The sequence below is a fragment of the Curtobacterium sp. S6 genome (assembly GCF_000710345.2).
GTDB lineage: Bacteria > Actinomycetota > Actinomycetes > Actinomycetales > Micrococcaceae > Rothia.
Genome location: NZ_KL537415.1, coordinates 197111 through 215368, shown reverse-complemented (window position 1 = coordinate 215368; position 18258 = coordinate 197111). Strand labels below are relative to the sequence as shown.

Here is an 18258-nt window from a genome sequence, read left to right as displayed (position 1 = left end):
GTTATAGGTGACCTGGGCAACCACGGTACGTCATGTGACGTCATTCACTCAATATACAGCCACGGTGTCCGCCATACCCTCGCCACGTCAGGCCGTGGCCGGCCACGAGTCAGGCTCAGTCCCGCATCGCCGCCCCGGCGATCTTCAGCACGAGTTTCTTCGGCATCAAGGCCGCGCCCTTCGCGACCACCCTGTTGGCCAATCCGTCGATGAAGCTCGGGGATCTCCCATCCAGATGGGAGAACAGAGTTTCGGCAAATTGTTCGGTGGTGCGCATCCGACCGACTCGCGCGGCGGTTCCGGCGTGGTCGAAGAATTCCGTGTCGGTCGGTCCGGGGCAGGCCGCGACCACCCGAACGCCATGCGGCTTGGCCTCGGCCCACAACGCCTCTGTGAAGGAGAGGACCATCGCCTTGGTCGCGGCGTAGAGGGCCATATTCGGCACCGGTTGCCACGCGGCGGTGGAGGCGATGTTGATAATCGTGCCGCTTCGCCTCTCGACCATGGGCGCGAGGAAGCGACGCGTCAGCCCCACCAGGGTGAGGCAGTTCAACCGGACCTCTTTCTCGAGGAGTTCCGGGTCGGCGTCGACCACCGTGCCACCGTTGCCAAATCCCGCGTTGTTGATGAGCGTGTCCACCCGCCTCGAGGACAAGCGGTCCCAGAGTTCGGCGGCGGCCGAGGTCGTGGAAAGATCCATGTCCACGACCTCGACGTCGATTCCATCCCGGGACGTCAACTCGGCGGCGAGCGCTTCGAGGCGGTCCCTGCGACGGGCCACCAGGATCAGGTCGTCCCCCCGCCGGGCGCATCGATGGGCAAGTTCGGTGCCGATTCCGGAGGAGGCACCCGTGATGAGAGTGGTGGACATGTCGACCCTTTCGTACGTCGCGCCCCCGGATTCCCCGGGCACCTCCCTCATTCTGCGCCCCGCGCCCGGCCTCGTCACCCCCGAACCTCCCGGAAACCTACTTCTGACGGCCCTTCATGCGGGGATTCTCCTTGTTGATCACGTAGATGCGCCCTTTGCGCTTGACCACCTGCGCGCCCGGCTGGTTCTTGAGGGACCGGATCGATGCTCTGACCTTCATCGTGCTCCTTTTATGAGAATGATTCGCAATTACACGCTATAGTGTACGCATGAAATCCGAATGCAGAGGAGTCACGGAGTGGAATTGACCAGCGTCACCGCCGTCGTGGGTTCGTGCGTGCCCGAGCGCAGCGCCGTCGCGCACGGCATCGCCCAACGGTCCGGAAGCGAATTCATCCACGCGGAACGGCTGGCCGCGGCCGCGGACCCGGTCCGGGAGGCCACGGCGCTGATCCCTTGGACGGCGGCCTCCCGGGTGGTCGTCGAGTACCCGGTGCAAGCGCCGATGCCGGCAATTATCGGTTCCCTGGTCGATCCGGAGGAACCCACGCGGCTCGTCGAGGTCGTCTGCGTGATCGACGCGACGCATTTCTTCAGCGAGTTGGAACGCACCGACCGCGTCGAACACCTCGAGTTCCATCACGGCACGGCCTTCACGACGGCGTCGGCCCGCGCCTTGTTGACGGCGCAACAGATCGAATACTGCTCCACCGCCCTGCTGACGAACGCGCAACACGTGCCGAGCGAGGAGCGTGACCTCATCCGAGCGCTCATCGGGGAGCTCGCCCCGTGGGCCAAGATTGTCCTCGAACAAGACGCGTACGAATCCTTCCGGCAAGGAGCCGACGACGCCGCGGAAACCTACGGCTCCCACCAGGTACGTCCCGGTTGGATTGCCCACCTGAACGGCCTGCACACGGCGCGGCCGAAGCACCCGCGGGTCGCATCGATGCGCTACACCAACCCGCGGCCCTTTAACCCGGTGAGGCTTCAGCGCGCTCTCGACGAATACCTCGAGCCCGGCGCGGGAGGAAAAGTCATCAGATCCTGCGGCTTCTGCCGCCTGGCGAGCCGCCCCGGAATCACGGCCGCGTGGTCGCACACCGGGGCCGTGATGGTCATCGATCCGCTGGCCCGCGACGACACCACACCCGGCGAACCGCTGAGTTTCGGACAGGACATCATCCTGACCGGGATCGATCTTCGCCCGGTGGAGCTCACCCGCATCCTCGACGAAGCGGTGCTCGACGACGCCGAGCTCCTCTCCGACCCGGCGTCCTGGCGACACATGCCCGACCCGTTTCCCGCGTGGGTCACAGCGGGCGACCGCTTCGAGTGAACCGGGCCCTACGCGCGGAGGTCTTTACCCTTGGTTTCCGGCAACGTCAGGACCGTCAACCCCGAGATCACCAGCAGGGCCATCGAGTACAGCGCGAAGATGTAGGGGTTGCCGATCAGCGTCAGCACGTATCCCGCGGTGCCGCCAAAGGCCGCAATCGCGATGGAATACGGCACGCCGAATCCGGCCGTCCGCTGGTCCGTGGAGAACATCTCGGCGTACGTCGCCGGCCCGTGGCCGAGGAAGGCCGCCTGGAAGATCAGTTGGACGCAGATCGCCAGGGCCAGCTGCCAGAACTCTCCGCCGGAGACGAGTTTCATCAGCGGCAGGCTGCACACAAACGAACCGATGACCGAGATGAAGATGCACGGTTTCCGACCGATCTTGTCCGAAACGATGCCCCACACCGGCAGAGCCAGGATGAACACCACGTTGCCGATCAGCGAGGCGGTGAACGCGTGCTGTGACGAGTAGTGGAACGTGGTCGTGGCCAGCGAGGCCATCGTGACCGACCAGACGTAATAAGAGACGGTCAGCCCCGCCGTCATGCCGATCACCTGCAGTCCCGTGCGCCAGTTTTTGAGGATCGCGACGAAAATGTTCTGCTTCCGCACGTCGTTCTTCTTGACCGCGTCCATGTGCTCGGTGAACACCTCGGACTCCTCCAGCGTGGAGCGCAGCCAGATCGCGACGATGCCCAACACGGCCCCGACGACGAACGGGATGCGCCAACCCCACGCGGCCATCTGCTCGTCGCTCAGCGTGGACTGAAGGACCAGGCCCAGGATCAGCCCGCAGAGCAGCCCCAGGGTGCCGGTGATGTAGATGGAACTCGCGAAAAGGCCACGTTTCTTGGGCGGCGCGTGTTCCGCCAAATACGTTTGGGCCGCCGGGAGCTCGCCGCCGTGGGAGAGCCCCTGGACCAAGCGGCCGAGCAGCAACAGGGCCGAGGCGAGCCAGCCCACCTGGTCGTAGGTGGGGCAGAGCGCCACGATCAATGAGCCGACCGACGCGCTGACCACGGCCAACGTGAGCGAGCGCTTCCGCCCCCACCGGTCGCCGAGGAATCCGAAGAGAACGCCGCCGAAGGGACGGGCGACGAAGCCCACGGCGAAGATCGCCATCGTTTCCAGGAAAGCCGATTGCGGATCCGCCTTATTGAAAACCTGCGTCGAAAAATACACGGCAAAGCTCGCGTAGATATTCCAATCGAACCATTCCAGCGCGTTGCCGATACCGGTCCCGAGGAGGGTCTTGACGTTCGATTGGCCCCCGCGGACACGCGTCGGGGAAGTCGTGGATGTGCTCACGGTGGGATCCTTTCGTGAGGTTCTCTGGTGCGTTGATGCGGGCCCCGCGCCGGTGCGGACGGGTCCGGGGGTCAGGAGGTGAGGCGTCCCAGGGCGAGGTCCACCAAGAGCCTTGAGCAGTCGGTCAGCACCGAGTCGTCATAGGTCGCGAACGGAGAGTGGTTGAAGGCCGCCGTCTCGAAGTCTTTCTCAGGGTCGACGGCGGCGACGAACGCGTAGGCCCCGGGAATCCGCTCGAGGATCTTGGAGAAATCCTCGGACGCGCCGACCGGTTGCTCCAGCTCCGTCCAGCGGCCGGGGAACGCCTTCTCGGTGATATCTGCGAGGTACTCGGTCTCCTCGGCCTGGTTCACCGTCACCGGGTAGAGCTTCCGCTCCTCGACCTCGCAGGTCGTGCCGTGCGCGGCGGCGATGCCCTCGAAGAGCCTCGACAGGCTGTCCATGAGCCGGAGACGCGTCTCGGGGGTGAACGCGCGCAGCGTGAATTTGGCGGTCGCGTGGTCCGGAATCACGTTGGCGGCCGACCCGGCCACGACGCTCCCGCAGGTCACGACGACCGGATCAAAGATGTCGAATTCCCTGGTCACCAACACGTGCGACTGCGTCACCATCTCCGCGGCGACGGGCACCGGGTCCAGCGCCTTGTGCGGCGCGGAACCGTGGCCCCCGCGGCCGTGGACGCGCACGACCATGGTGTCGGAGGAAGCCATCAGGGGGCCGGGCCGGGCCGTGATGGTTCCCGTGGGGAACTGGGCCGACCAGACGTGCAGGCCGTACGCGTGATCCGGCAAGCGTCCCGCGGCTTCGAGGAGCCCCTCATCGATCAGGTGCTGCGCCCCATCCCACCCTTCCTCGCCAGGCTGGAGGAAGAACACGACATCGCCGGTCAGCTGCTCGCGGACCGCGTGGAGCGCCCGGGCCGCGCCCACGATCCCGGCCATGTGCATGTCGTGCCCGCACCCGTGCATGGCCCCGTTCTGGGAGGCCCAGCGTAGCCCGGATTCCTCGGCCACGGGCAACGCATCCATATCGGCCCGCAACAGAACGATGGGTCGCTCCGCGAGCGGAGTCTTGGCCGCCTTGCCGCCGCGGAGCACCGCGACGAAACCCGAGACCTCGTTCGCGTCGGTGATCTCCATGTCCAATTCCGCGAATTCGCGTCGGACGCGTGCCGCGGTCTGGGGCAGATGCAGGCCGGGCTCCGGGATCTGGTGGAGCTCGCGGCGCAGCGCCACCATCTCCTCCGCATTCTCGGAAATGGTGGACGTAACCAATTCGGTCAGGCTCGACATGATGTAACTACGATTCTTCGCTCGACGACGTACTGGACCCACGGAAAACGCACCCCTAATATGAGGTGCGTCTCGTAGGTACGTGTTTCAGCCTACTATTGAGGTTACTCCATGCAATATGTGACATCGGCGGCCTGGAACCCTTTGGCGGCAAGGTCTTACGGTGTGTCCATGGTTACTTCTCCGATTCGCCCCGCCGTGGCCGACGACGCCCCCGAAATCCTCGAACTGATTCAAGCCCTCGCCGGGTACGAGAACGAGGCGGATTCGGTCAAAGTCACCGAGGATCGCCTCCGGGAACAGCTCTTCGGGGAGAACCCGGCGGTCTTTGCTTTCGTCGCGGAGGCCGAAGGCGGGACGGGGCGACGCATCGACGGCGTCGCCATCTGGTTCCTGAATTTCTCCACCTGGGAGGGCGAACACGGCATCTACCTGGAAGACCTTTTCGTGCGCCCCGAGCGCCGCGGCTCGGGTCTCGGCAAGCAGCTCTTGCGAACTCTCGCCGCAACCGCTCTCGACCGCGGCTATCGGCGCGTCGAGTGGTCGGTCCTCACCTGGAACGAACCCTCGATCCAGTTTTACGAGTCCTTGGGCGCCGAGCCGATGGACGGCTGGCAGACCTACCGGCTCGACGGTCGAGCGTTGCGAGATTTCGGCGCGGCCTGACGGCGTCCTGCCCCCGCCCCACCCTGACAGACCGAGGCAGCGCGGCAGATATTCCACTCCGGGAATGTCACGGTTTTCGTGTGCCGAACGGAATATCAGCGCAGGCCACCTCGTTACGTGTGACGGGAAATACCTCGGGGCGATCATGCCCCACAACCAAGGAGGACCTCATGGCAGAACTTCAGCGCATCCCCCGCACCGACATCTCGGTGTTCCCGATCAACCTGGGCGGCAACACCTTCGGGTGGACCTCGGACCGTCAGGAGTCCTTCGACGTCCTCGACGCCTTCACGGAGGCCGGAGGCAATTTCATCGATACCGCCGACGTCTACTCGGCGTGGGCCGAAGGGCATCAGGGCGGCGAGTCCGAGACGGTGCTCGGCGAATGGCTGGCCGCGCGCGGTCGACGGGATGAGGTCGTCATCGCGACCAAGGCGGGCAGCCACCCCGAACATCAGGGTCAGGCCCGCGAGACCGTCATCGCGGCCATCGACGACTCCCTGAAACGCCTCCAGACCGACTACGTCGACCTCTACTACGCGCACTTCGACGACGAGTCGGTCGCGATCGAGGATCAGGCCCGGACCTACGACGAGATCGTGAAGTCCGGCAAGGCCAAGAGCATCGGCCTGTCCAACTACAGTCCCGAGCGCATGTCGCGCTGGTTCGAGTTCGCGACCGCCGAAGGGCTCACCGTCCCCGTGGCGATCCAACCGCACTACAACCTGGTCAAGCGCCGGGACTTCGAACAGGATTACGCGCCGATCGCCCGCCAGTATGACGCCGCCGTCTTCCCGTACTTCTCGCTGGCCTCGGGGTTCCTCACGGGTAAGTACCGGTCCCAGGACGACGTGAAGGGGACCGCCCGCCAGTCGATGATCGATGACTACTTCTCAGAAACCAGCATCGAGAACGGCCTGAGCGTCGTCGACGCCCTCGATCAGGTCGCCCGGAGCCACGACGTCGAGATCACCTCGGTCGCCCTCGCGTACCTTCTGGCCAAGGGCGTCACCGCGCCCATCGCCTCGGCACGCACCACCGAGCAGCTTCAGTCCGTCCTGGCGGCCGCCGACCTGACGCTGAGCGACTCCGAGGTTGCCCAGCTCGACGCCGCGTCCTCCGACTTCGCCTAGGCCCCTAGGCCTTCCGCAGCGTGATCTGCCAACTGGCCTCTCCGCGTTCGTGGAAGTCCGTGACCTCGTGGCCATCTTCGGCGGCCCAGTGCGGAATGGCCTCGGTGGCCTGGGTGCAGTCAAAGTCAATGACCAGGTGGTCGCCGCTGGCGAGGGTCGTCATGACGTCCTTCGCCTCGATCAGGGGGAAGGGGCAGACCGCGCCCAAGGAATCGAGCGCGTAGTACCCTTCACCCAGGTCACGCACCTTGGCCGAGGCTTCCGGAGCCTTGACCGCGAGCGCTCCCGGCGCCGCCGCAAATCCACCGAAGGGTGAGGTTTCTCCGGCGCCGGGTGCGGGCGTGTTTTCGATGTCGGCGGATCCGGCGGTGCCACCGAGGCTCTGATCCGTGGAGTAGGTGCCTTCGGTCGCGGGCCTCGTCCGGGACGGCTTGAGCCAGAGTTTGGCGCCGAGCCCCACACCCAGCGCGATGAACACCAGAGCGACCCATCCTTGGACACTGAACAGGCTGGTTTGGACCATGCCGTTACCGACGGTGCACCCTCCCGCCCACGAGGCTCCCACGCCCATCATGACGCCGCCGATCGCCGAGCGAACGGCCGTGGCGGCGTCGGGAACGCGCACGCGGAATTCTCCGGTTGCCTTGGCCGCCACGAAGGACCCCACGAAGAGGCCGAGCACGAGGAGAACGCCCCAGTCGATCGTCGCGCCGTCGCCCGTCACGATGAATTTCACCAGGTTTGACGAGGGCGAGGTAATGCCCAACCCGTCGTTACGGCCCGTCGCCGCGGACAGCGGCCAGGCGATGACCCCGAGGAGACCGACGAGCACGGCCGCAACGTAGAAGTGCAGGGGCCGCTTCCACGCGGACCGACCGCCGAGGGTCGCGGGCTTGGCCGCTTGGCGTTCCCTGCGCAAGAAGTGACGCACCATCACGAGGGTGATCGCGACCAGGACAACGACGAACAGCCACGGCGAAAGACCGAGGGCGGCGGGAATCGTCGTGAGCCCGGTGTCCCACTTTTTCATGCCGGTGTTCAGGCCGCCGAGCGCGCCCTTCTTCATGGCGGCCGAGGAGAGCGCGTACATCGCGAGCGCGATCCACGACCCCACGAGTCCTTCCGCGGCGCGGTACCACGTGCCCGAGGCGCAACCCCCGGCGAGGATGATGCCCATGCCGAAGAGCAACCCGCCGATCACGACGGCCGCGGGGGCGAAGGTCGGGTACTCGGGGGAAATAATCCCCGCGCCGGTCAGGGCCGCGATTCCGACGGCGTGGACGGCGATCACGATCATCAGGGCGGTAAAGGTCCGCCAGGATTTCAGCAGGAAGATATCCCGCAGCATTCCGGTGACGCAGAAGCGTCCCCGTTGCATGACGATGCCCAGCAGGGCGCCGATGAGGAGGCCGGTCAGGATCATGGGGTTCGAACTTTCTCGGAAGGTGCGCGGAGATGATGTAGAGCCGAACGTACCCCTCGGGAAGACCGCACCCCAGGCCTAGGTAACTCTTCGTCACGCACGCTCGACCCCGCCTCGGCGAACCGTCCCTGCCCGGGAGAGAAATATTTCCCGGAGTCGATTCCGGTGATCACGAAGCGGTCATATTTCAAACCCTTGAATAATCCCGGCTCCTCCGGTTGAGGAATTATCGCGGTGAGCGTTGTGACCCGCGTTCGCGGGATTGTCGGCTTGTCAGTTCCGCGCGGAATAGCGGGTCACTGTGATTTGAAATAGTGACGTCCTCGTGACCTGCGTATCGAGTTGGTTTTAAATTCAAGGAAGTCCTTGTTCCACCCGGAATCCTGAGGAATGGTTCACAGTGTCATCAGCAAATGATGGGAAACACCAACCACTCGGACCCCGCACCGGAGCCACCTCGGAGACGAGCGGACCGAAGGAGAGGAATGAACCAACATGCGCAGCACCACCTCGAATCGAATGAAGATTACCCTCGCGAGCGGCGGTAGCGCCGCCCTCCTGGCGGCGTCGCTGTTCGCCGGAACACCCGCCATGGCCGCGAGCCCGGCGGCGGCTCCTCAGGCGGCTGACACGCAGGCCGCCGCGGAACTTCCGACCTTCGACGACACGTGGACCGGAACCTGGCAGGAAACCTCACGCCAGGTCGTGAACCATCCGGTCCAGGGTAACCTCGAGATCCGCACCTACTTCCTGGATACGCCGCCCGTGGCCACAGCGCCGCAAACAGGGGCCGTGGGCTATGCCGTTTACCAGGACGGCCGCGCGGTGGGCTTCGCTCAAGACAACGGTTCGGGCAGCCTTCCGATGGCCCCCACAGCAATGTTCAGCACACCCGAGGTCCATTACGCCAACACCAATGTTGACCGCGAGGGCAATATCTATTTCGTTTCCGGAACATCGGTCATTTATCTGACCCCGACCGACGACGGATACAATTCACACCAGACCCTTCCGGGCTCCACCAATAAACTTTTTGCCAACGCCAAATCCCTGACCATCGATGACCAGGGGATCGCCACTATTGTGGCGACGGATGCCAATGGAACCGTCAATTCCTCCACCATGAAGGGCGGGGTATTTGAGACTAAGGCCGTCTAAATCCCACGGCTTCGGCCCTGAGGATTAACCAACGGCCCGTGGGGCGCTCACCGCATGGCGAGCGCCCCACGGTTGCGTCCAGACTCGGTATCGGGCGGCGGACCTACGTGGATCCGGAATGTCGAGGTCACGGGGAACTCTGTACACAGGATGTACAATCTTCGCACCCCTGAATGTACAATCTTCGACATGTACGTTCCTCGGTTCATCGAATCGCGGGTCGTCGAGCTCCTCGAGTCGTCGCCCGTCGTCATCATCGAAGGTGCCCGTGCCGTCGGCAAGACGCGACTTTTGAGGGCTCTTCACGAGGCCGGCACGATCACGACCATCGTCACCCTGACGGATCCCACGCACTATGCCGCGGCATCGGAAAACACCCTCGCGTGGCTTCGAAGCCTTCCCGTCCCCTTCGCGATTGACGAGGCGCAATTACTCCCGGGCTTGCCCCTGGCGCTTAAGGCCTTGTTAGACGAAAGGTCCGATGCCGTCCGGTGCATCTTGACTGGATCCGCCGCCATCGGCCGCACTGGCTTGGGAGGCACCGACCCCCTCGCCCGCCGTGTCTCCCGGCTCACGCTCGAACCCTTGAGTGAGGCGGAGCTGTCGGCGTCACCCGCTCGGCCCTGGTCGGTCATCGACCGTCTCTTCGATGGGACCCCCGACGCCGCCGGAGCCGCTTCCTCCGCCGTACGCCCTTGGGAGGAACGCGTGATTCTCGGTGGACTTCCTCGCTACCGAGTCACGGAAGAAGCCACATCGGGACTGGTTTTGGCGCACAGGATTGAACACGACATCGCGGGTCTCCTCACCGACAATGTCCTTCCCGGCGAAAAAATGGACGCCGGCACCGCTCACGACGTACTCTCCCATCTGCTCATGAACCCAGCGGGGGAATTCAACGCCACGGCGATCTCGACGGCCCTCGGAATAGATCGTCGAACGGTCAATCGGTACGTCGATGTTCTGGAACGCCGCTTTCTTCTCCACGAAATTCCGAATTTTCATCGCCCGGTCAAGAAGTCGGCCCGCTCAACCTCGAAGGTCTACCCCGCAGACACCGCGCTTTCCGCGTCCGTGGTGCTCTCCATCGACCGCACGCTCGGGGACGCCGGTGCTCGCGGAGGACTCCTGGAAGCCCACGTCGTTCAGCAGCTGGTGGCCCACCTCGGGTGGTCCGAGACTCTGACGCGCCTCACCCATTGGCGGGAGATTACCCAGGGCCGGACCCATGAGGTCGACATGGTTCTCCAGGATTCCCAGGGGCGCCTCGTCGCCGTCGAGGTCAAAAGCTCAGGATCGGCCACTCCTCAGCATTTCAAGGGCATACGCGCCTTCAAGAATCATTACGGCGAAAGGTTCCACCGGGGATTCGTCGTGTACACGGGTGACCGATCCGTCGCATTCGACGATAATCTCTGGGCCATTCCCCTATCGAGCCTGCACGATGAACGGCTCTGGGTTCCCCAGGAGTCCCCCAGCACAGAAGATCTAGCCCTTCCACTTCCGTCCGCCTCGCCAGAAAGCGAACCCATGTCGTCCATGACCGACGCCACCGTCTTCATCAGCTACACGCACAAGGATCAAGAGTCGGCCACCGGCGGCGATATTCGCCAGTTTGCGTTGGACATTCAGGACACCATGGAGGGGCGCTTCGGACGCTCCATCCAACTGTTCTTGGACGTCCAATCCATCCATTGGGGGCAGCAACTCCAGAGGAGTATCAATGACGGATTACGCACGTCAACATTTTTCCTTCCCTTCATCACACCGCGCTACGTGAAGAGTGAGGCGTGTCAGGACGAGTTCACCCAATTCTCGGACGCCGCGCAACGCAGTGGGTCGGAAAACCTACTTCTGCCACTCATCTGGATCACACCACGCGAATTGGGCTCTGCCCCTGCTCAGACACCACTTTTCACGCGCCTGCGTTCCATCAAGTACCTGGATGCGCATAAGGGACGCGTCTCAGACCGCTCGTCGGCAGAATATCGGCAGGCGGTGGAGGAGATTGCTCGGCGCCTTGACGAGGTCATGACCGAGAGAGAATCGCAACCGGTAGCTTCCGACGAATCACCCGAAGGAGCCTCAGGGGATCACGATGAACCCCCTCGTGGATTCATGGAATATATGGAGGCCGCGGAATCTCTTATGCCTCAGGCCCAAAAAGATATCCTTGAATTTCTCGAGGATTTCGACCGCCTAGGGCGAGAGTTTCGGACGATACCTCCACGGATCGCCGCGGCAGGACTCGATCGCGGCAAGGCACTGGCACGCGCGGAAAAGGCCTTGGCAACCCCGAACCAAAACCTCATCGAGAGCGGACGGAAAGCGTCGAATACCTGGGAGAACCTCATGACATCGCTGAATCGTGCGCTGTCCGCGGCATCGAAGATTGACCGAAGCGCACTTCCCCCAGACCTCATGCCGCAACTTGAGGCCATGGCAGATCAACTAGGCGATATGGAGACAGCCGAGCTGGAAAAAGTCGCCGGCCAGATGCCTTATTTTTCGAGCCACCTGGTGCCGACCTCGAAGGCGTTTCTATCGGCCGCGCGCACCATCAGGTCTATGGAGAAGTCCGTCCGGGCGTGGTTGGAGACTCTCTGACCCGCTGACGGAACGGGCGCCCCGTCTCTACGCCTCCCGATCCGCGCTACGCCCGGTGGTGCGATCCCCCAGGATGCCGACGTCCAGGATCAGTAGCACCATCGCGAGGGCAACCACCGAGAACACCGCCGCCGAACCGGCCCCGCTCAGCAACGGGAGCAGCAGGAACGGCAGAAATGCGCTGGTCAGCTTAGACAGCGAATACGCGAAGCCCGAGGCGGTTCCCCTGACCCGCGTGGGGAAATTCTCCGCCATGAACACATGGTAGGAATTCGAGAACATGTTGCTCGCCATCGTGAACAGCACGCCCGCGATCACCACCCACGCGGGCCCCGTGCCAAACCCGAAGGCCAGGCCGAACACGCCCATGAGGCCGGCCGTCACCATCACCAGGTACTTCCGCTCGAATTTTTCGATGAACGGAATGATCAGGATCGATCCCAGCGGATACCCGAAGTACGTCAGCGCCGTGTACCCAATGGACTCGACGACGTCGAATCCCTTGGCGCTCAGCGCCAGGACCGCCACGGTGCCAAAACCGTAATACCCGAAGACCTGCAGGAAGTTCATCGCGGACAGCATCAAGGTCCGCTTGCGGAACGGCTTCTGGAAGATCTCTCGGAAGGGAACCTTGGCTTCCGTGACGGGACGGATCGAGGCGTCAGGTTCGGCGAGGGTCTTGCCCGCGGCACGGGCCTCGTCCTCGAATTTCTCCACGATCGCCCGCGCCTCGCTCAGCCGCCCCTGGGTTTCCAGCCAGCGTGGCGACTCCGGGACCCCGCGGCGCACAAACCACACGATGAACCCGCCGAGGGCGCCCAGAACGAACAGCCACCGCCATCCGCTGATACCCAGCGGGGTCAGCGGCACCAACCAGTGGGCCAGCAAACCGACCGCCGGGATGCCGAGGAAGCTGACCGTGTACGCCCACGCGATGAAGCGGCCGCGGGAAGCCTTCGGGAGGAGATCGGAGAGATACGAGTCGGCCAGCGCGTATTCGCCGCCGATCCCGATGCCCGCGATGAAGCGGCAGACGATCAGCCATTCGGCGTTCGGCGCGAAGGCCGCGATGAGGGAGAAACCCGAATACAACAGCAGGTTCACGATGAACGCGGTGCGTCGTCCGACCCGGTCGGCCAGGCGGCCCATGAAGATCGCGCCCAAGAACTGTCCCAGGAACGCCGAGGCCAGCACGAGGGAAAGCACCGTCCCGGAGAGGAGAAAGTCGTTCTGGAGGACCTTGGAGATGGTCGCGGCCAGGAAGTTCTCGTACTGGTCGAAGAACACCCCGAGGCCCACGATCACCGTGATCATCCGGTGGGAGCGCAGGACCGGTAGCCGGTCCATGCGCGCGGAGACCGAGTAGTGGTCGTATTCCGCGGTGCCGTGGCGGGGCGTTCCAAAGTTCTCAGAGGGTGCGGCGGAGCTCATCCCCTCAAGGTATCGCCGAACCGGATAGTGTGGCGAAGTTCATGAGGGTTCATGACGCGTTCGTGTCGGCGGCCACAGTCGCCGCGGAGTCCCACGAGACCCGCGGCCGTCCGGGGGTATCGGCTAGAAGCCGCCGTCGTTGGCCATATTGGCGAACCGCGAGTAGTGGCCCTGGAAGGCGACGGTGATCGTCTTGGTGGGGCCATTACGGTGCTTGGCCACGATCACGTCGGCCTCACCGGCGCGCGGGGACTCCTTGTCGTAAATGTCCTCGCGGTGGAGCAGGATCACCATGTCGGCGTCCTGCTCGATGGAACCACTCTCACGCAGGTCGGAGATCATCGGCTTCTTGTCGTTGCGCTGCTCGGAGCCACGGTTCAGCTGCGAGAGCGCGATGACCGGAACCTCGAGCTCCTTGGCCAGGAGCTTCAGTGAACGGGAGAATTCCGAAACCTCTTGCTGACGCGATTCCACGCGCTTGCCCGAGGACATGAGCTGAAGGTAATCCAGCACCACGAGCTGAAGGTTATTCTTCTGCTTGAGCCGGCGACACTTGGCCCGGATCTCCATCATGGACATGTTCGGGGAGTCGTCGATGAATAGCGGGGACTTATCCATCCGTCCCATGACCTCGGCGATCTTGGACCACTGGCTGTCCTCGAGCGAGCCTCGGCGCAGGTCGGAGAGGTTCAGGGACGCCTCGGCGGAGAGCAGGCGCATCGCGATCTCGTTCCGGGACATCTCCAGGGAGAAGATCACCGCGGCCTGATTGTGATGGATCGCGGCGGACCGGGCGATGTCCAAGGCTAGCGTGGACTTACCGACCGCGGGTCGGGCGGCGACGACGATCATCTGCCCGCCCATCAGCCCGTGCGTGAGTTCGTCCAGTTCGTAGAACCCGGTGGGGACGCCCTGCATGCCGTCGGTCTTGTCCCCGTTGGCTTCGATCTCCTCGACGGTCTCGCCGATGATCTCCTTAAGGATCACGTAGTCCTCGGAGGTGCGGCGTTCGGCAACCTGGTAAACCTCGGCCTGCGCCTGGTTCACGACGTCGTCGACCTCGCCGTCCTGCGAGTAGCCGAGCTGCACGATCTTGGTGCCGGCCTCGACCAGGCGGCGCAATACCGCCCGTTCCCGGACGATCTCGGCGTAGAAGCCCGCGTTGGCAGCGGTCGGCACGGAGGAGATCAAGGTGTGGAGGTACGCTGCGCCGCCGACACGGCTGAGCTCGCCGCGTTTGGTCAGTTCATCCGCGACCGTGATGGCGTCGGCGGGCTCGCCCTTGCCGTACAGATCGATGATCGCGTCGTAGATCGACTCGTGAGCCGGACGGTAGAAGTCGACCCCCATGAGCACCTCGACGACGTCCGCGATGGCGTCCTTCGAGAGCATCATGCCGCCGAGCACGGACTGCTCGGCCACGTTGTCCTGGGGCGGTGTCCGCCCTACATCGTGTTCCTGGACCGCTTCGGCCATCGGTTTGGGTCTCCTTCTCTACGCCGCTGCTACCCCAGCCTACTGACTTCCCGACCCATTGCGGAGCCGGCCCCCGGCGGGGTTTTCCACTCGCCACCGTTCTAGGTGTGGATAACTTGTGCATAAGGCCGACGCACTTGTGGACCCCTTGGGTATAAGCCTGTGGATAAATAAATTTGTACTACATCACCCCTGATAACAAGGGGTTTTTCCCAAAGCCGCCCTGTGGATAACCTGGTTACTATTCCGCGACTTCCAGCCCTCATCCACGGGTTGAAGGTTCTCTGGGCCTCGACTCACACCGAGTTTTCCCCAACCCAGCGAAACGCTTGTGGATAACTTGTGGAGCGGCAGGGATGTCGCGCTCATCGTCGTTCACGATCCGTGAGAGACGATGCCGCTTCCTCGCGGCGGGCCCGGCTTGCCCCTCGGCATGACGGGACCTCAGGCCACCCCGCTCATCGCGACCATCAGGATGACCAACGGGTTGGTCGCCACGGAGATCAGCAGAAGGATGAGGTTGAAAACCTTGCGGCGGCGGTACTTGAACAGACCGAAGAGGGCCAGGAAGCTCGCGAAGGCGGCCGCGATGGCCGAGACCACCAGGCACACCAGGAAAAACCCCAGGACGGTCGAGGTCGACCCGGAATTTCCGGCGAAGAACCCCAAAACGATCAGAACGATCGACGCGACCCAGAAACCCGTCGCAATGACCAGCAGCTTGGTGCTGGGGAGCATAGGGAACCGGCTGTTCTTCCGGCCTGTTCTCTTGAACCGACCGTGGGGACGACTCTCGGAGACGTCGCCGTCGGCTTCGTCCCACATCGCTTCCCAGTCGGACTGCTTACTCGTTTGGGCCATAGCCTCATCTTTCCACGGCAATCTGATCGTGCACTGTGCCGTTGTTCCCCCACAGACAACGAAACCCGGACCCTCTCCCGCAGGAAAGGTCCGGGCTTCGATTGGTGTTCACGCGGCGATCTCGGTCAGGAGAATCGTCACGCTTTCACCGGCACCTAGGATGCGACGACGTCGATCTCGATGCTGGCGACGACATCTTCGTGGAGGCGAACGGCCACGGTGTGGCGTCCGGTCCGCTTGATGTTCTTCTCGACGGTCACGGCGCGCTTGTCGACCGAGCCGAGGCCGGCGGCCTCGATCGCGTCGGCGATGGCGGCCGGCTTGACCGTGCCGAAGAGGCGGCCCTCAGCACCGGCGTGAACCGGAACCGAGACGGTCGCTGCCGAGAGCTTCTCGGCCTGGGCCTGGGCGTCCTCGAGGTTGTGCTGCGCACGTGCCTCGCGGGCCTTGCGGATCGACTCGATCTGGCGTTCGCCGCCCTTGGTCCACACGGTGGCGAGGCCACGGGGCATGAGGAAGTTACGGGCGTAGCCGTCCTTGACCTCAACGACGTCGCCAGCGGCACCGAGGCCGGTGACTTCCTGAGTCAGAATGATCTTTGCCATGTCTTCTACTCTCCTTCTCTTTAGCGGCCAGCGCCGGAGTAGGGCAACAGGGCAACTTCGCGGGCGTTCTTGATTGCCTGAGCGATCTTGCGCTGCTCCTGAACGGTCACGCCGGTGACGCGACGCGCACGGATCTTGCCGCGGTCGGAGATGAACTTACGCAGGAGAGCGACGTCCTTGTAGTCGATCTCGGTGACTTCAGCAGTCTTCAGCGGGTTCTGCTTTGGTTTGGGCTTACGAATTTCAGCCTTAGCCATCGTGGTGCTCCTTCAGTGTTGTGGAGCCCGCGGCTTTCACACCGCGGGATGGGTTTATCAATGAATCGAGAGGTTGCGCCTCGGTTTAGAACGGCGGTTCGTCGTCCTGGCCAGCGCTCCAGTCGTAGCTACCACCGGAGTTCTGCTGGCCCCAGGGGTCCGCCGCGGGAGCCTGTTGGCCGCCCCGCTGGTTTCCACCCTGGTTAAAACCGTTACCGCCGTAACCATTCGAGCCCCCGGAGTTGCCTCCGAAGCCTCCCTGGCCGCTACCAGCACCCTGGCCCTGACCGGTGTTTCCACCGAATCCGCCCTGGTTTCCTCCGAAGTTTCCTCCTCCGGAACGCTGGTTGCGGTTAACCGACGCGGTAGCGAATCGGAGCGAGGGGCCGACTTCGTCGACATCCAGCTCCATCGAGGTGCGGCGCTCGCCCTCCTTGGTTTCATACGACCGTGCTTTGAGCCGACCCTGGGCGATGACACGCTGTCCCTTGGTCAGGGACTCCGCAACGTTTTCCGCGGCCTCGCGCCAGATCGAACAACGGAGGAACAGGGCTTCCTGATCCTTCCATTCGCCGCTCTGACGGTCGAAAGTACGCGGAGTCGAGGCGATCGTGAAGTTCGCGACCGCGGCACCCGAGGGGGTGAACCGCAGTTCAGGATCGGCGGTGAGGTTTCCGACGACCGTGATGATGGTTTCTCCAGCCATCATGACCTCCTGAGTCGTATTGAATGATGCTTCCAGTCAATCACCGGATCCGGCCGAATGGCACGGTTCCGGACGAATTGTGGAAACTAGGAGATCTTCTGCTCTTCCGGGCGGATGATCTTGGTGCGCATGATGGACTCGTTCAAGTTCAGAACGCGGTCCAGTTCCTTGGCGACGTCCGGCTCGGACGTGAAGTTGACGACGGCGTAAATGCCTTCGGTCTTCTTCTGGATCTCGTAAGCCAGACGGCGACGGCCCCAAATGTCGATGTTCTCGATGGTGCCGTTGTTCTTACGAACGACGTCGAGGAACTTGTTGAGGGTCGTCTCAACGGCGCGGTCGTCAACCTCGGGGTTAATGATGGCCATGAGTTCGTATTCACGCATGTTTGAACCCACCTCCTTTGGTCTTTGGCGGCTACGGTATTTCCGTAGCAGGAGGTTCGCATGTGCGTTGCCGGCGCGCTCGGCGATTGACCGAGTCGACACAGACCTCACCGAGTTTACAGCACCTGGCAAGCCTGACCACCCCTGTGGGAGTCAGATCACCGTTGAACCGCTGCTCGGCGGGCGTCGTCGGGCTCAGAAGCGACGGCGATTATTCAGCCGGGCCGTCTCGCCCGCGTTGATCAGACCCACGCGCACCGGGATGGTGAACAGGTCGATCAGCATCAGCAGGCCCAACAGGGCGAAGAAAACGTAGCCGACCAGGATCGGCGCGAGCAGCCACCCGAGGCCGTGAAGGATCAGATAGAAGATTCCCATGAAGGGTGCCCGCAGATAGAACTTGTGGATTCCGAAGACGCCCAGGAAGAACCACAGGATATAGGAGAGCAGCACGCTCTTTCGGACGACGTAGACCGGCCGCGGGCCACCGTCGTGATTGATGTACTGCGGGGAATGATGCTCGGGTTGCGGGTGGCTCATGGCCCCTCCTCGGGTCGGTCGATTGGCCGCGTGTGATCCATCGGGAATATCTACGCTACCGGTCCCCTCACCGAATAGTGAGCCCGCGGCATGCACGTTCGCGCTCCGTGGATGCCCGCGGCGAGTCGACAAGGCTCACTATTGCCTCGGATACGCCGATGGCGGCGGTGAAACACCGCCGCCATCGTTCGCGGAAG

The 18258-nt window shown here is 63.5% G+C and carries 18 protein-coding genes and 1 pseudogene; 5 read left to right on the top strand and 14 right to left on the bottom strand.

Annotation, left to right across the window (positions count from 1 at the left end; all coding sequences use genetic code 11):
• Positions 1-115 precede the first annotated feature (115 nt).
• Entirely contained in the window at positions 116-871 is a 756-nt protein-coding gene (locus CURSPS6_RS11920; RefSeq protein WP_030016508.1) for an SDR family NAD(P)-dependent oxidoreductase, read from the bottom strand.
• 97 nt (positions 872-968) lie between these two features.
• Entirely contained in the window at positions 969-1091 is a 123-nt protein-coding gene (gene ykgO / locus CURSPS6_RS11915) for a type B 50S ribosomal protein L36 (RefSeq protein WP_030016507.1), read from the bottom strand.
• A gap of 78 nt (positions 1092-1169) precedes the next feature.
• Here ykgO and CURSPS6_RS11910 point away from each other — a divergent pair, with 78 nt between their 5' ends.
• Positions 1170-2210: a GTP-binding protein gene (locus tag CURSPS6_RS11910; protein ID WP_051687993.1), complete on the top strand. Its 1041-nt coding sequence runs from the start codon at positions 1170-1172 to the stop codon at positions 2208-2210.
• 8 nt (positions 2211-2218) lie between these two features.
• Here CURSPS6_RS11910 and CURSPS6_RS11905 read toward each other — a convergent pair whose 3' ends face one another.
• Entirely contained in the window at positions 2219-3520 is a 1302-nt protein-coding gene (locus CURSPS6_RS11905; protein WP_030016503.1) for an MFS transporter, read from the bottom strand.
• A gap of 71 nt (positions 3521-3591) precedes the next feature.
• Positions 3592-4812, bottom strand: coding sequence for a M20 metallopeptidase family protein (locus CURSPS6_RS11900; RefSeq protein ID WP_035811302.1), 1221 nt, complete (start codon positions 4810-4812; stop codon positions 3592-3594).
• Positions 4813-4983: 171 nt separating this feature from the next.
• Here CURSPS6_RS11900 and CURSPS6_RS11895 point away from each other — a divergent pair, with 171 nt between their 5' ends.
• Together CURSPS6_RS11895 and CURSPS6_RS11890 are read left to right on the top strand one after the other, a co-directional pair.
• Positions 4984-5478, top strand: a complete 495-nt coding sequence (locus CURSPS6_RS11895) for a GNAT family N-acetyltransferase (protein WP_030016499.1) — start codon at positions 4984-4986, stop codon at positions 5476-5478.
• A 170-nt stretch (positions 5479-5648) separates the two neighbouring features.
• Positions 5649-6611 carry an aldo/keto reductase gene (locus CURSPS6_RS11890; RefSeq protein ID WP_030016497.1) on the top strand — a complete coding sequence of 321 codons (963 nt, stop codon included), beginning with the start codon at positions 5649-5651 and terminating at the stop codon, positions 6609-6611.
• 4 nt (positions 6612-6615) lie between these two features.
• Here the strand turns inward: CURSPS6_RS11890 and CURSPS6_RS12865 are convergent, their stop codons facing one another.
• A complete protein-coding gene (locus CURSPS6_RS12865; RefSeq protein WP_235503780.1) occupies positions 6616-6849 on the bottom strand; it encodes a sulfurtransferase TusA family protein in 234 nt (77 codons plus the stop codon).
• A gap of 276 nt (positions 6850-7125) precedes the next feature.
• A pseudogene (locus CURSPS6_RS12860) lies at positions 7126-7959 on the bottom strand (YeeE/YedE family protein); the annotation flags it as partial.
• A 570-nt stretch (positions 7960-8529) separates the two neighbouring features.
• Between CURSPS6_RS12860 and CURSPS6_RS11880 the strand changes: the two are divergent.
• On the top strand, positions 8530-9192 hold the full coding sequence (locus CURSPS6_RS11880) for a hypothetical protein (RefSeq protein WP_030016494.1): 663 nt from the start codon (positions 8530-8532) through the stop codon (positions 9190-9192).
• Positions 9193-9381: 189 nt separating this feature from the next.
• On the top strand, positions 9382-11799 hold the full coding sequence (locus CURSPS6_RS11875) for a DUF4143 domain-containing protein (RefSeq protein WP_030016493.1): 2418 nt from the start codon (positions 9382-9384) through the stop codon (positions 11797-11799).
• 27 nt (positions 11800-11826) lie between these two features.
• Here the strand turns inward: CURSPS6_RS11875 and CURSPS6_RS11870 are convergent, their stop codons facing one another.
• The 8 genes from CURSPS6_RS11870 to CURSPS6_RS11835 form a co-directional block, all read right to left on the bottom strand.
• Complete coding sequence (locus tag CURSPS6_RS11870; RefSeq protein ID WP_030016492.1) at positions 11827-13230, bottom strand: MFS transporter; 1404 nt, start codon at positions 13228-13230, stop codon at positions 11827-11829.
• A 123-nt stretch (positions 13231-13353) separates the two neighbouring features.
• Positions 13354-14706, bottom strand: a complete 1353-nt coding sequence (gene dnaB, locus CURSPS6_RS11865) for a replicative DNA helicase (protein ID WP_030016491.1) — start codon at positions 14704-14706, stop codon at positions 13354-13356.
• Between the two features lie 444 nt (positions 14707-15150).
• Entirely contained in the window at positions 15151-15567 is a 417-nt protein-coding gene (locus tag CURSPS6_RS11860; protein ID WP_030016490.1) for a hypothetical protein, read from the bottom strand.
• Positions 15568-15722: 155 nt separating this feature from the next.
• A complete protein-coding gene (rplI, locus tag CURSPS6_RS11855; protein WP_030016489.1) occupies positions 15723-16172 on the bottom strand; it encodes a 50S ribosomal protein L9 in 450 nt (149 codons plus the stop codon).
• A 20-nt stretch (positions 16173-16192) separates the two neighbouring features.
• Positions 16193-16429, bottom strand: coding sequence for a 30S ribosomal protein S18 (gene rpsR / locus CURSPS6_RS11850; RefSeq protein ID WP_030016487.1), 237 nt, complete (start codon positions 16427-16429; stop codon positions 16193-16195).
• An 85-nt stretch (positions 16430-16514) separates the two neighbouring features.
• Positions 16515-17135 (bottom strand): single-stranded DNA-binding protein, encoded by a 621-nt coding sequence (locus CURSPS6_RS11845; protein ID WP_030016485.1) that lies wholly within the window; start codon positions 17133-17135, stop codon positions 16515-16517.
• Positions 17136-17221: 86 nt separating this feature from the next.
• Positions 17222-17521: a 30S ribosomal protein S6 gene (gene rpsF, locus CURSPS6_RS11840; RefSeq protein ID WP_030016483.1), complete on the bottom strand. Its 300-nt coding sequence runs from the start codon at positions 17519-17521 to the stop codon at positions 17222-17224.
• A 195-nt stretch (positions 17522-17716) separates the two neighbouring features.
• Positions 17717-18061 (bottom strand): TM2 domain-containing protein, encoded by a 345-nt coding sequence (locus tag CURSPS6_RS11835; RefSeq protein WP_082470552.1) that lies wholly within the window; start codon positions 18059-18061, stop codon positions 17717-17719.
• Between the last annotated feature and the right edge of the window lie 197 nt (positions 18062-18258).

Excerpts from the sequence above, each read along its gene's own strand:
- CURSPS6_RS11900 (WP_035811302.1), bottom strand. The coding sequence starts at position 4,812 with ATGTCGAGCCTGACCGAATTGGTTACGTCCACCATTTCCGAGAATGCG.
- rpsF (WP_030016483.1), bottom strand. The coding sequence starts at position 17,521 with ATGCGTGAATACGAACTCATGGCCATCATTAACCCCGAGGTTGACGAC.
- ykgO (WP_030016507.1), bottom strand. The coding sequence starts at position 1,091 with ATGAAGGTCAGAGCATCGATCCGGTCCCTCAAGAACCAGCCGGGCGCG.
- dnaB (WP_030016491.1), bottom strand. The coding sequence starts at position 14,706 with ATGGCCGAAGCGGTCCAGGAACACGATGTAGGGCGGACACCGCCCCAG.
- rpsR (WP_030016487.1), bottom strand. The coding sequence starts at position 16,429 with ATGGCTAAGGCTGAAATTCGTAAGCCCAAACCAAAGCAGAACCCGCTG.
- CURSPS6_RS11870 (WP_030016492.1), bottom strand. The coding sequence starts at position 13,230 with ATGAGCTCCGCCGCACCCTCTGAGAACTTTGGAACGCCCCGCCACGGC.
- rplI (WP_030016489.1), bottom strand. The coding sequence starts at position 16,172 with ATGGCAAAGATCATTCTGACTCAGGAAGTCACCGGCCTCGGTGCCGCT.
- CURSPS6_RS11835 (WP_082470552.1), bottom strand. The coding sequence starts at position 18,061 with ATGAGCCACCCGCAACCCGAGCATCATTCCCCGCAGTACATCAATCAC.
- CURSPS6_RS11860 (WP_030016490.1), bottom strand. The coding sequence starts at position 15,567 with ATGGCCCAAACGAGTAAGCAGTCCGACTGGGAAGCGATGTGGGACGAA.
- CURSPS6_RS11890 (WP_030016497.1), top strand. The coding sequence starts at position 5,649 with ATGGCAGAACTTCAGCGCATCCCCCGCACCGACATCTCGGTGTTCCCG.
- CURSPS6_RS11845 (WP_030016485.1), bottom strand. The coding sequence starts at position 17,135 with ATGGCTGGAGAAACCATCATCACGGTCGTCGGAAACCTCACCGCCGAT.
- CURSPS6_RS11920 (WP_030016508.1), bottom strand. The coding sequence starts at position 871 with ATGTCCACCACTCTCATCACGGGTGCCTCCTCCGGAATCGGCACCGAA.
- CURSPS6_RS11895 (WP_030016499.1), top strand. The coding sequence starts at position 4,984 with ATGGTTACTTCTCCGATTCGCCCCGCCGTGGCCGACGACGCCCCCGAA.
- CURSPS6_RS11875 (WP_030016493.1), top strand. The coding sequence starts at position 9,382 with ATGTACGTTCCTCGGTTCATCGAATCGCGGGTCGTCGAGCTCCTCGAG.
- CURSPS6_RS11880 (WP_030016494.1), top strand. The coding sequence starts at position 8,530 with ATGCGCAGCACCACCTCGAATCGAATGAAGATTACCCTCGCGAGCGGC.